The 13,009-nt window shown below is 64.5% G+C and carries 9 protein-coding genes; all 9 read right to left on the minus strand.

The genetic code is table 11. From position 1 onward, the window contains the following. Positions 1 to 4 precede the first annotated feature (4 nt). Positions 5 to 1,894 (minus strand): selenocysteine-specific translation elongation factor, encoded by a 1,890-nt coding sequence (gene selB, locus ASF04_RS15880; RefSeq protein WP_056143614.1) that lies wholly within the window; start codon positions 1,892 to 1,894, stop codon positions 5 to 7. Beyond that, a complete protein-coding gene (gene selA, locus ASF04_RS15885; protein ID WP_200931101.1) occupies positions 1,891 to 3,438 on the minus strand; it encodes an L-seryl-tRNA(Sec) selenium transferase in 1,548 nt (515 codons plus the stop codon). Before selA ends, selB begins: the two co-directional genes overlap by 4 nt. After that, positions 3,435 to 4,448 (minus strand): formate dehydrogenase accessory protein FdhE, encoded by a 1,014-nt coding sequence (gene fdhE, locus ASF04_RS15890; RefSeq protein WP_056143617.1) that lies wholly within the window; start codon positions 4,446 to 4,448, stop codon positions 3,435 to 3,437. The genes selA and fdhE overlap by 4 nt, the downstream gene beginning before the upstream one ends. A gap of 151 nt (positions 4,449 to 4,599) precedes the next feature. Continuing rightward, positions 4,600 to 5,259 carry a formate dehydrogenase subunit gamma gene (locus ASF04_RS15895; RefSeq protein ID WP_056143620.1) on the minus strand — a complete coding sequence of 220 codons (660 nt, stop codon included), beginning with the start codon at positions 5,257 to 5,259 and terminating at the stop codon, positions 4,600 to 4,602. Beyond that, on the minus strand, positions 5,246 to 6,169 hold the full coding sequence (fdxH, locus tag ASF04_RS15900) for a formate dehydrogenase subunit beta (RefSeq protein WP_019920354.1): 924 nt from the start codon (positions 6,167 to 6,169) through the stop codon (positions 5,246 to 5,248). The genes ASF04_RS15895 and fdxH overlap by 14 nt, the downstream gene beginning before the upstream one ends. Before the next feature lie 21 nt (positions 6,170 to 6,190). Continuing rightward, the gene (fdnG, locus tag ASF04_RS15905) at positions 6,191 to 9,262 is read right to left on the minus strand and encodes a formate dehydrogenase-N subunit alpha (protein WP_082488809.1); all 3,072 of its coding nucleotides are present in this window, start codon (positions 9,260 to 9,262) and stop codon (positions 6,191 to 6,193) included. Positions 9,263 to 9,475: 213 nt separating this feature from the next. Then, positions 9,476 to 10,393: a carbohydrate kinase gene (locus ASF04_RS15915; RefSeq protein WP_056143626.1), complete on the minus strand. Its 918-nt coding sequence runs from the start codon at positions 10,391 to 10,393 to the stop codon at positions 9,476 to 9,478. A 3-nt stretch (positions 10,394 to 10,396) separates the two neighbouring features. Next, complete coding sequence (locus tag ASF04_RS15920; RefSeq protein WP_056143631.1) at positions 10,397 to 11,608, minus strand: AGE family epimerase/isomerase; 1,212 nt, start codon at positions 11,606 to 11,608, stop codon at positions 10,397 to 10,399. After that, a complete protein-coding gene (locus ASF04_RS15925; RefSeq protein WP_056143636.1) occupies positions 11,605 to 12,717 on the minus strand; it encodes a LacI family DNA-binding transcriptional regulator in 1,113 nt (370 codons plus the stop codon). The genes ASF04_RS15920 and ASF04_RS15925 overlap by 4 nt, the downstream gene beginning before the upstream one ends. Positions 12,718 to 13,009 lie beyond the last annotated feature (292 nt).

The raw sequence follows: 13,009 nt of genomic DNA on the forward strand, positions 1-13,009 counted from the left end.
AGTGCTAGGACCACGTTGTATCGGGTCGCACCATGTGAATATTTCCAACGCGCCGAGTATAGCCGACGCGGTTGAAGAACTCCAATATCTGAATACCGCGTTTGCGTCCCAGGCCGGTGGCGTCGCGGAACGATGCCGCCTGCACCTGCGGCAGCGTGACCAGCAACTGCGCCAGCTCGGCCAGCGGCTGCGGATGGTAAAACAGGTCGGGCACTATCTGGCTGATTTCGCCGCTGCGCGCCAGCTTGCGCAGCAGGCGCCGTACTTCGGCCTCGGGCATTGCGTGTTCGCGCACCAGGTCGCGCACCCACGGCGGATCGTAGCGGCCCGCCAGCAGCGACGCCAGCAACGGCGCCACCAGCGCCTGTTCTTCCGCGCCCAGTTCCACGCTGTGCTGCGGCAGGTGCAGACTGCGTCCGCGCCGGGCGATGCGGCCAGCGGCCAGCAGGGTGTCCACCAGCCGGCTCCACAGCCGCTCTTCCATCTCCGGCGAGACGATGCGCTTGAGCCGCCATAACTCCGGCCCGGCGTCGTCCGGCGAACGTTCGTGGAACTGCGCCAGCGCGGCCAGGATGCGTTCTTCGAGCGCCTGCACGTCGGCGGCGCCGATCAGCAGCGCGTCGCCACCGGTCAGCGCCACGTTGACGGCGCCCGGCGGCGTGGCGATCAGCGCGGCCGGCAGTTGCGACAGCCGCACCAGCGCCGACACCCGCAAGCCCAAGGCGCTGCGCGCCAGCAGGGCGGCCGTGTCGCCATGGTCGATGAAATCCGCCAGCGCATCGAGCCAGTCCACCCGCGCGCCGCTGCGGCGCTTGCGCGCGGGGCCGAACGGATCGAGCACCACGCCGCCGCCCACGGTGGCCGTGGCTTGCGCATTCCGGATCACGAAGCGGTCGCCCGGCACCGCGTGCACCGGCGCGTCGAGCACCAGCTGCACGCGGCCCGTTTGGCCCGGCGCCAGCGCCTCGCCGTCGAGCAGCACCATGTTGGCCGTGTGGTGGGCGGCGCCCAGGTGCACGTGCAGCGGCGACCACGGTTTCAGTGTGACGCCGCAATCGGGCGTGAGCGTGAGTTCGACATCGATCCGCTGCGAGCATTCGGCCAATGCCGGAGCGACGATCCAGGTGCCGCGCGCAATGTCTTCCCTGGCCACGCCGCCCAGGTTGAGCGCCAGCCGCTGGCCGGCGCGCCCGGTTTCCGCCGCCTGGTTCTGCGCATGGATGCTGCGCACGCGCGCCTGCTGGCCGCCCGGCGCCAGCGTCACCGTGTCGCCCACGCGCACCGTGCCCGCCAGCGCGGTGCCGGTGACGATGGTGCCCTGGCCGGACAAGGTGAATACCCGGTCCACGCCAAGGCGGAACAGGCGCCGCTCGTCGCTGGCCGGCAGCGTGGCCGCCAGTTGCGCCAGGTAGGCACGCAGGGCTTGCACGCCGGCGTCGTCGGCCTCGGTGGCATTGGTGTGAAAAACGGGAGCGCCAGCGAAGTCGGTCGGCGCCAGCAGGGCAGTGATGTCGGCTTCGATGCGGGCGATCTGCGCGGCGTCGGCGCGGTCGATCTTGGTCAGCGCCACCGCGCCGCGTTTGACGCCGAGCAGGCGCAGGATGGCCAGGTGTTCCAGCGTTTGCGGCATGATGCCGTCGTCGGCAGCCACTACCAGCAGGGCGGCGTCGATGCCGGTGACGCCGGCGGCCATGGTGCGGATGAATTTTTCGTGGCCCGGTACGTCGATCACGCCCAGCGTGTCGTGTTCGGTCAGTGCCGTGTAGGCGTAACCGAGTTCGATCGAGATGCCGCGCGCTTTTTCCTCCTTCAGGCGGTCGGTATCGACGCCGGTGAGCGCGCGCGTGAGGGTGGTCTTGCCATGGTCGATATGGCCTGCGGTACCGATGATCATGCGCCGATCTGCTCCAGCAGCGCCAGCTGGGCGATGAACTTTTCCTGCTGTTCGTCGTTCAGGCAGCGCAGGTCGAGCCACAGCGCATCGTGCGCCACGCGGCCGATCACCGGCAGCGGCAAGGCGCGCAGGCGCTGTTCCAGCCTGCCCAGTGCATTGCTGGCTTTGGTTGCCGGCCGGATCACCAAACCAAAACTCGGCAACTGGTCCACCGGCAGCGCGCCGCTGCCGATCTGGCTGGTCATCGCCTCGGCGGTCACCGCGTAGCTGGCGCCCAGCGCCGCCTGCAACGGCGCCAGGATCGCTGCCGCCTGCGCGCGCATGGCAGCCGCAGGGCGGGTGAGCAGCTTGAGCGTGGTGAGGCGCTCTGGCAGCAGGTCGGGCGCGCGGTACAGGGCCAGCACCGGCTCCAGTGCCGCCAGCGTGAGCTTACCGACGCGCAGCGCGCGCTTGAGCGGGTTCTTCTTGATCTGCGCGATCAAGTCCTTGCGGCCGACGATGATGCCGCATTGCGGGCCACCCAGCAGCTTGTCGCCGCTGAAGGTCACCAGGTCGGCACCGGCGGCTATCGTTTCGCGCACCGTGGTTTCGTGCGGCAGACCGTACTGCTCCAGGTCCACCAGCGTGCCGCTGCCCAGGTCCACGGCAACGTCGATATGGTGCGATTTGGCCAGCGGCGCCAATTCCGGCAGCTCCACGCTTTTCGTAAAACCGGTAATTTCGTAATTGCTGCAATGGACCTTCATCATCAGCGCTGTCTGTGGACCGGCGGCTTCCGCGTAGTCCTTCAAATGGGTGCGGTTGGTGCTGCCCACTTCGCGCAGTACGGCGCCAGCGCGCGTCATCACGTCCGGGATGCGGAAGGCGCCGCCGATCTCCACCAGTTCGCCGCGCGAGACGATCACTTCGCGGCCCAGCGCCAGGGTGTTCAGCATCAGCAGCACGGCGGCGGCGTTGTTGTTGACGATGGTGGCCGCTTCCGCCCCTGTCAGTTCCAGCAGCAGCTCTTCCACCAGGTTGTCGCGGTCGCCGCGCTTGCCGGTGTCGATATCCCACTCCAGGTTCATCGGCCAGCGCAGCGCTTCGGCCACCGCCTGCACCGCGCTGTCGGGCAGCAGCGCGCGGCCCAGGTTCGTGTGCAGCACGGTGCCGGTGAGGTTGAAGACGGCGCGCAGGTTGGAACGGTTGCTGCGTTGCAGGCGTTCGGCCAGCATGGCCAGCAGGGCGGGGATGTCGGTGGCTGCACTGGTACCGGCAGCCGTGCTGGCGCCGGTATCGATGCCGGCGCCGGCGGCTGCGTGCGTGGCATTGTTGCCGGCATCGCCGCCATCGTGGCGCGCGGCCAGCAGCCGGGCGCGCAGGTCGGCCAGCAGCGCGCGCGCCATGTCCGTGGTCTGGGTGCGGCCATACTGTTCGATCAGCGGCTGGCAGCCGGCATCGGACAGGATCAGGTGCACGGCAGGCAAGCGGATCGCCGGCGCGCTGGACGTCACCGGCGCGGCGGCTGCGGTAGTGGCAGTCGTGCTGCTGGCCGGCGCGGTCATGCTGCGTTAAACCACAGCAGCGGATTACCGCTGGCGCGCGCATAACCGGCTTCGCTTACCAGCACGTCCAGCGTGAGGCTGGCCAGGTCGTCGGCCAAAGGCTCCACGTTGAAGTCGTGCTCCTGGTTGAAGATCTTGCGATAGGTTTTGCAGTCTTCGCAGGTTTCGGCGCGGGCGACCTTGCTCGGGTCGTTGGCCTTGTTCGCCTTGGAGTCCGTGGCGTCTTCCACCGGCAGCTTGTCTTCGTTGGTTTCCAGGCTCTGGTAGGCGATCTTGCCGGTGTGCTCGCAGCACGAGCACTTTACGCGCACCATGTGCCATTCGCTGGCGCAGCAGCTGCACTGCAGGTAGCGGTACCCTTGCGACTGCCCGCCGATGCGGATCACGCTCGCCACCGGGTGCGAGCCGCACACGGGGCACAGGGTATTGGTGACCAAGGGCTGCACGCGCGGCGAATCGAGTTGGCCGGCGCGCCTGGTCCACATCACTTGCAGCGCGGCGGCCACGAACGGTGCATGCAGCGGGTGCACGCCTTCGGTCAGTTCGGCCAGGACGGCGTCGGCGCAACCTTCCAGTTGGGCGACGTCGAGCGCGCGCAGTTCGGCCAGCACGGCGTCGATCTGCGGCTGGTCCTTGACCGATGCCGCCAGGTGGTCGAGCAGGGCCGCGAACACGGTGCGCCACTCGGGGGTGCGCACGCCGTTGACGGGCAGCGGCGGCATGTTGTGATCGATGGAAAGCTTGATGTCGGCCGCCGGTGGCAGGCTGAAAGTCTCGGGGGGCAGCGCGGCGGCAACCGCGCCTTGCGCGTCCACCACGGCCGCCATCAGTCGCAGATAACCCTGCATGGCTTCGCCGACCGGAATGCCCTTGATATCGTTGTTGGCCAGCTGGCGCAGGCGCGCGGCGCGCGCGGCAAACAGGCTGCGTGCTTCAGGCAGCAGCAGGCGCGGAATGGCGGTGTGATCGAGCGCCTCGATCTGGCCTGGTTCGAGCAAGCGTTGTACCACTAGATTCTCCAGTAGCCGGCGGCAAAAGGGGCGGCCGGGCAAAAATGTATTTTAATCCGAAATTGGAACGGGGGAGCGGGTTGGCTCGGGCGGGAGAGTCCGGGCGCGGCGTGGCGCCCGGACGTGCTGCGGGTGTTACGTCATGCGACCATCAGTCGCGCTGCTTCTTGATCACCGACTCGAACCAGCGCGGATGGTGCTTGCGCGCCCAGCCATAGGTGACCGTGCCGCGCACCATGGCGCCGATCGAACCCTTGACCCAGAACGCCGCGTAGATATGCACGATGATCGAGCAAATCAGCACGAACGCGCTGAACGCGTGCAGCAGCGCCGCAAAGCGCACCACGTCGATCGGGAAGTAGAACGCGAAGTACGCGCGCCAGATCACGATGCCCGACAACAGCAGCCCGACCATGCTGGCGATCAGCACGAAGAACAGGATCTTCTGGCCGGCGTTGTACATGCCGATTTTCGGCAGGCGGTCTTCGCGGTTGGTGAGCACATCGCCGATCTGCTTCATCCACTGCTTGTCCGCCTGGTCGATCTTGTTGTGGTGCCAGAAGCGCACCACCAGCACCGCGAACGACACGAACATCACCACACCGAGAAACGGGTGCAGGATGCGCGTCCACTGGCCGCCACCGAGGAACACGGCCATCCACGACGTGGCCGGATGGAACATGGCCAGGCCGGAGACCGCCAGCAGCACGAAGCAGATTGCCGTGATCCAGTGATTGCTGCGGTCATTGGCAGTGTAACGCTGGATCAAGGGATTGCCGTCCTTGTCCTTCAGCGGATCATGTGCGCTCATTGTGGTCCTCCCGGATGCGTTGTGCTTCGTGCAGCGCCTCGGCTTCTTCTTCCTTGCTCACTTCGTTCGGACCGATGCGCGAATAGTGGAAGAAGCCTGCCAGCGCGGTGGCCGCAATACCGGCCAGCGCCAGCGGCTTGGTCAGGCCCTTCCACAGTCCCACCATCGGGCTGATGGACGGATTCTGCTTGAGGCCATGGTACAGCGGCGCCTTGTCGGCATGGTGCAGCACATACATCACGTGCGTGCCGCCAACACCGGCCGGGTCGTACAGGCCCGCCTGCGCAAAGCCGCGCGACTTGAGGTCTTCGATCCGCTCTTCGGCATGGTGCTTCATGTCTTCCTTGGTGCCGAAGACGATCGCGCCGGTAGGGCAGGTCTTGACGCAGGCCGGTTCCTGGCCGACGGCTACGCGGTCCGAGCACAGCGTGCACTTGTAGGCGCGGCTGTCGGCCTTGGAAATGCGCGGCACGTCGAACGGGCAGCCGGCAACGCAGTAGCCACAGCCGATGCAGTTCTCCTGGTGGAAATCCACGATGCCGTTGGTGTACTGGACGATGGCGCCCGGCGCCGGGCAGGCTTTTAAACAGCCCGGATCTTCGCAGTGCATGCAGCCGTCCTTGCGGATCAGCCATTCGAGGTTGCCGTCGGTATTCTCGTATTCCGAGAACCGCATGACGGTCCACGATTGCGGCGTCAGGTCGGTCGGATTGTCGTACACGCCGGTGGTTTCACCCACTTCGTCGCGTAAATCGTTCCATTCCATGCAGGCCGTCTGGCAGGCCTTGCAGCCGATGCACTTGGAGACGTCGATCAGTTTGGCGACAGTGCCGGTGACCGGGGTGCGGGCCACCGGCGGCTGCACCGTGGTGGCCGACAGGCGTTTGATATCTAGCGATTGTAATGACATGTTTTAATCTCCCTCGGGCCGTCAGGCTTTTTCCACTTTCACCAGGAACGACTTGAATTCCGGTGTCTGTGAATTGGCGTCGCCTACCGTCGGCGTCAGTGTGTTGATCAGGTAGCCCGGTTTGGTGAGCCCCTTGAACCCGAAGTGGATCGGCAGTCCGACCTGGTGGGTCTTTTTGCCATCGATAATCAATGCCTTGATACGCTTGGTCACCACGGCTTTCGCCACGATGTAGCCACGCTTGGACGACACCCGTACCCGGTCGCCGTGCACCACGCCGATTTCCTTGCCCAGCTCTTCGCCGATTTCGACGAACTGCTCCGGCTGGATGATCGCGTTCAACCGCGCATGCTTGGTCCAGTAGTGGAAGTGCTCCGTGAGGCGATAGCTCGTGGCTACATGCGGATACTCTTCCTTCCTGCCCAGCTTTTTGCGGTCGTTGGCGAACATGCGCGCGGCCGGATTGTTGAACGCACGTGGATTATTCGGGTGCATCGGGTTGTGCCCGATGGGCGACTCGAACGGCTCGTAGTGCTCGGGGAACGGCCCTTCGGCCATGGCGTCGCGCGCAAAGAAGCGCGCCACACCCTCGGCCAGCATGATGAACGGACCCATGCCGTTTTCCGGCGGTTCGTCCGCCTTGAAGTCCGGCACGTCGGCGCCGGACCAGGTGGTGCCGTTCCAGGCCACCAGCTTGCGGGTCGGGTCGAACGGCTTGCCCTTGGTATCGCACGAAGCGCGGTTGTACAGGATGCGGCGGTTGGCCGGCCAGGCCCACGCCCAGTTGAGCGTATTGCCGATGCCGGTCGGGTCGCTGTTGTCGCGGCGGCCCATCTGGTTGCCCTGCGCGGTCCATGAACCGGCAAAGATCCAGCAACCGGACGCCGTGCTGCCGTCATCGCGCAGCTGCGCGAAGCCGGCCAGCTGCTCGTTCTTCTTGAGCAGCAGCTTGGTCGGGTCCTTGGTATCGTAGATGTCCTTCAACGCCTTGCCATTGAATTCCATGGCGATTTCTTCGGGCTGAGGGCTCATCGGCTGGGCGTAGTTCCAGGTCAGGTTGACGATCGGATCGGGGAACTTGCCGCCGTCTTTCTGGTACGCCTTGCGGATGCGCTGGAACAGGCCCGACATGATTTCCAGGTCGCTCCGGGCCTGGCCCGGCGGCTCCGCGCCTTGCCAGTGCCATTGCAGCACGCGCGAGGAGCTCACCAGCGAACCGCGTTCCTCGGCAAAGCACGACGTGGGCAGGCTGAATACCTCGGTCTGGATCTTGGTCGGATCGACCTTGTGGAAGTCGCCGTGCGGTTTCCAGAACTCCGACGTTTCCGTCTGCAGCGGATCCATGATGACCAGCCATTTGAGCTTGGACAGGCCGTCGGTGATCTTCTGCTTGTCCGGCGCCGAGGCCAGGATGTTGAAGCCCTGGCAGATGTAGCCGGTCATTTTGCCCTGGTTCATCAGCTCGAACGCCTGCATCATGTCGTACGGCTTGTCGAGCTTGGGCAGGTAGTCGAACGCGTAGTTGTTCTCCTCGGTGGCGGCATCGCCCCACCAGGTCTTCATGAACGAGACCAGGAATTTTTTCGCATTGCTGTAGTAGCTGAGCTGATTGGGACGCAGCGGTTGCAGCGCGCGCTTGGCCACGTACGCGTTCCAGTCCTGTTCCGCCTCGCCCGGCAGAGTGATATAGCCAGGCAGCATATTGGTGAGCAGCCCCAGGTCGGTCAGCCCCTGGATGTTGGAGTGGCCGCGCAGCGCGTTCATGCCGCCGCCGGAGATGCCCATGTTACCGAGCAGCAGCTGCACCATGGCGCCCGTGCGCAGGGTTTCCGCGCCGGTCGAGTGCTGGGTCCAGCCCAGGGCGTACAGGATGGTCGCAGCCTTGCCTGGCACTGCCGTCGATGCCAGCAGTTCGGCCACCTTGTGGAATTTTTCCGGCGGCACGCCGCAGGCTTTTCCCACCATCTCGGGCGTGTAGCGCGAATAATGCTTCTTCATCAGCTGGTACACGCAGCGCGGGTGTTCGAGCGTGGGATCGATCTTGGCATAGCCGTCGTCGCCCATCTCGTAGTTCCAGCTGCTCTTGTCGGTGTACTTGCCCGCCGCCTCGTCATAGCCCGAATACAGGCCGTCGTTGAAGGCGAAGTCCTCGCGGACGATGAACGGCATGTCTGTGTAGTTACGGACGTATTCGTGCTGGATTTTGTCGTTGGTGAGCAGGTAGTTGATGATACCGCCCAGGAAAACGATGTCCGCACCGGTACGGGTAGGGACGTAATAGTCCGCCACCGAAGCGGTTCGGGTAAAGCGCGGATCGACCACGACCAGCTTGGCGCCGCGATGCGCCTTGGCTTCCGTGACCCATTTAAACCCGCAAGGGTGTGCTTCTGCTGCGTTGCCGCCCATGACCAGGATGACATCTGCGTTCTTGATGTCTACCCAGTGATTCGTCATCGCACCACGTCCAAATGTCGAGGCAAGACCTGCCACCGTCGGACCGTGTCATACACGTGCTTGATTGTCGAATACCAGCATGCCGAGACTGCGCATGGTTTTATGGGTTAAATAACCGACTTCGTTCGATGCCGCCGACGCGCACAGCATGCCGGTGGTGGTCCAGCGGTTGACGGTTTTGCCGTCGGCCGATTTTTCGATGAAGTTGGCATCGCGGTCGGCTTTCATCAGCTTCGCAATGCGGTTCAGCGCGTCGTCCCACGACATCGGCGACCATTCGGTCGCACCCGGGGCGCGGTACTGCGGCGCCATCAGGCGATTCGGCGAGTGGATGAAGTCGATCAGGCTGGCGCCTTTCGGGCACAGCGTGCCGCGATTGACCGGGTGGTCGGCATCGCCTTCGATATGGATGATGGAAGCGGTGGCGTTTTTGGCGCCGTCGCCCAGCCCATACATCAAAATCCCGCAGCCTACGGAGCAGTAGGGGCAGGTGTTGCGGGTTTCGGTACTGCGCGCCAGCTTGTATTGCCGGACTTCGGCCATGGCCGTTGCCGGCGCAAAGCCGAGGAGCGCGATGCTCGAACCCGCGATGGTAGCGCCAGTTACCCGAAGGAACTGTCGCCTGGACATCTGGTTCATAGGAAGCCTCTTGGTTATGGAAAAGGACAACCCAAGTTTACCACCTGCAAATCATTTATGTCCGCAATGACGCATATCAATCGCACGCATTACAGACATTTAATTTTTGGGTTCTTGATGAAAACGATAATTTTTCTCGGTAAAAAGGGAGAGTTGCCAGATTTTATTAAGAATGAGAATCGTTTCCCTTTAGCATTGACTGTAACTAAAAAATCAATCTTCCCGCGTTGCCAACGCTTCGATCGCGGCCAGCGTGGGCGGCGATGCACCCTCGGTCATGCAGGCTGCCGCGCCAGCGCACACGGCAAAGCGCAGGTGGCGGTCGGGCGCGCGGTCCGGGTAATGCAGCAGGCTGTAGGCGAGGGCGGCGATGCTGGCGTCGCCGGCGCCCACGGTGTCGGCCACGGTGATCTGCGGCGTGGCTTGTGTCCACGACTGCTCGCCGCAGTGCAGCGACGCGCCGTGTTCGCCCTTGGTGTACAAATACGTCGCTTGCGGATTCCAGTTGCGCAGGGTGGCAAATGCCGCGTCGATGTCATCGGTGCGGAACAGGCCCGCCAGATCTTCCTCCGACACCTTGATGACGTCGGCCAGTTCGGTCATGCGGCGCAACGTGGCGTCGTAGCGCTCATCCATCAGCAGCCGGTAGTTGGGGTCAAAGCTGATGCGTACGCCGTCGGCCCTCAGTTGTTCGGCCAGCGCCACCAGCTTGCCGGCCAGCGGCTGGCGCGCAAGGCTGATGCCGCCGAAATGCACCCACTTGCAGTGTGCGCGCCAGTCCTGCGGCAGCGCGCTGGCGTCGAAATGCAGGTCGGCGCTGTCGTCGCCCACGAAAAAATACGCGGGCGGATCGGTGCGGTGGACGATGGCCAGCAATGGCGATTTGGCATGGCGCTGCAGGAAGCGCAGGTCGAGTTTGGCGGCCGCGCTGGCCTGCCACAGGGCGTCGCCGAAGACGTCGTCGCTGATCGCGCCTGCAAACGCGGTGGGTACGTCCAGCGCGGCCATGGTGCGCGCCACGTTCCAGGTGGAGCCGCCTACCTTGCTGTGCCACTGTTGTTGGGCCGCGTCCTGCACGATCATGTCGGTCAGCGCTTCGCCGGCGGCGACGAAAATGGGAAAATCGGACATCTTTTAATCCTTGATTACATTGAGTACTTCGTAGCAGGCGCCCATGGTGTGGTAATCGACCTTGCCCGCCGGGCTTTTCTCGTCGGTGAGCTTGCCGTTGTCGGCGCCCAGGATGCGGTACCACGCGCCGTACTGGTGATCGACGAAATGGGTCCAGCTATAGTCCCAGATTTTGTCGTACCAGGTCCAGTAGCGGGCGTCTCCGGTGCGCGCGCCCAGGAGGGCGGCGGTGGCGATGCTTTCGGCCTGCACCCAGAAATATTTGAGGTCGTCGCAAATGCTGTCGTCCGGCGCGAAGCCGTAATAGATGCCGCCGTGCTGCGCATCCCACGCCTTGTCCACCGCCGCGTCGAACAGCACAATCGCGCGCGGCAGCAGCCAGTCTTCGCCGTGCGCCAGGTGGGCGCCGTGGCGCTCGAGCAGCAACAGCAGCTTGGCCCACTCGGCCAGGTGGCCGGGCTGGTAGCCCCAGGGGCGGAAGATATTGCTCTTGTCGTCGCGGTTGTAGTCCCAGTCCACCGACCAATCGGCGTGGTAGTGCTCCCAGATCAGGTTGCCGGCCAGCGCGGCCTGGCGCAGCGTGATGTTGCGCGCCAGCGTTTCGGCGCGCAGCAAGTAGGCGCGCTCGCCGGTCGCCTCGAACGCGGCGATCAGCGCTTCGCACGCGTGCATATTGGCGTTCTGGCCGCGGTAGCCATCGAGGTGCGACCAGTCGGGCGCGGCTTCGTCGGCGTACAGGCCGTGCTGCGCATCCCAGAAACGGTGCTCCATCAAATCGAACGTTTCGGCGATCCATTCGCCCGCCCGGGTTTCGCCGGCCATCAGCGCGTGGCTGTAGGCCAGCAGCACGAAGGCCAGGCCGTAGCAGTGGTTGGTGCCGTCGGTGACGTGCGCCACGCCGGCTTTCCAGTCGAGCGTCCAGGCGTAGCCGCCGGTGTGCACGTTGCGGTGGGCGTCGCGCAAAAAGGCCAGGGCGTGGCGCAGGCGCTGCTGGTCGGCGGCATCGCCGAACTGGCGCCAGGCCATGGCGTAATTGAAGACGAAGCGGGTGCTGCTCACCAGGTGGCGCGTGCGCTCGTCGTAGATGCTGCCGTCGTCCTTGTAAAAATGGTACAAGCCGCCGCTGGGGTCCACGCAGCGCCCATCGTAAAAATGCTTGGTGTGGCGGATATGGTCGAGCAGCGTGGCGCGGGAGTGGAAGTTCGGTGCCGTCATGGGGTCCGTGAAAAGGTTGGTGGACGATCGGTGGAGGAAGGTTGCGGCGCGCGCCAGCCGTCGAACACGGTGCTGGCGCGCACGATCAGCTCCACCGGTGCGATGTGCTGCACGGGCGGATGCTGGGGATGTCCCGGCTGGGCCGGATTTTGCGTCAGGTGCTGGTTATTGAGCAGCAGCTCCACGCCCATTGCGCCGAGCGCCTTTTTGTCGATGCGCAGGGTGGTGAGCGGGCGGTGGCCCAGTACGGCCGTAGAGATGTCGTCGAAGCCGACGATGGCGATATCGTGCGGCACCTTGAGTCCCTTGGCCAGGCAGCAGCGCATGGCCACCAGGGCGGCGCTGTCGTTGTAGCAGAACACGGCGTCGGGCGGGTGAGGCAGCGACAGCAGCTGCTCCATCGCCTCCCAGGCGCCGGTTTCCAGGTCCACGCCATCGGGCAGGTTGGCTTCCAGGCGCGGGTCGGCCAGGATGCCTTCCTCGAACAGGGCCTGGCGATAGCCGCGCGCGCGTTCTCGGATGCTGTAGTGCGCCAGCGGGCCGGAAATAAAACCCACGCGGGTGCGGCCGGTGTCGATCAGGTGCTTGGTGGCCAGGTAGCCGCCCATCATATTGTCCGGGTTGACCGAGTTGTAGCCGCGCAGCTGCATGTCGATCAGCACCAGCTGCTTGCCGGTGGAGCGCAGCGCGGCCAGCGTTTCGGGCTCGAAGAAGCCGGCGCACACGATGCCGTCCGGTGCGTGCATGCGGATCTGGTCGATCAGGCCGTCGGCCGGGCCCACGGCCATGAACGACAGCACGATCCCCTGCTTGCGGCATGCTTCTTCGGCGCCGTGCAGCACGGGGGAATAGAACGGGCTGCTGGCGGCGGTATTGTGCTGGCGGTGCAGCAGGAAAGTGAGGCGGCGCAGGCGCTTGGGGCGCAGCTTGCAGAAGTCGTAGCCGAGCGAGCGCGCCGCTTCCAGCACCATCTGGCGCGTGACTTCGGTCAGTCCCGGTTCGTTCTTGAGGGCGCGCGAGACCGTGCCTGCGGACACGCCCGCAACTTGCGCGATGTCGCGGATCGTTACGCCCGGCGTCGCTGTTGCGGTGTTAGCGGTAGTGGCCATCTGGTCTCCGTTGTCTCGGTGAAGCGGCTCGCGACTGCGTCGTCGGCCGGTTCTGTGTGAAGAAAGTCTTGCATGAGCGCCTATCCATGGTCAAACGACCAACAGGATTCAGTGAAAAGTTTAGCGTTCTTTACTAAACATCGAGTTTGCCACTGCTGCGGGTGTTGCAGCGCGCCATTTGAGTGTGTGCGTGCGTGTTTAGTGAAGATGGCTAAACTGCGCCCCGATTTTGGCCTTGGTTTGACCGGTGGAGTGCGTCCATGCAAAATATTTTCATAATATAAAAACCATC

Origin of the sequence: Duganella sp. Leaf61, from assembly GCF_001421905.1 — a bacterium.
In the GTDB taxonomy this organism is placed as follows: Bacteria; Pseudomonadota; Gammaproteobacteria; order Burkholderiales; family Burkholderiaceae_D; genus Rugamonas; species Rugamonas zoogloeoides.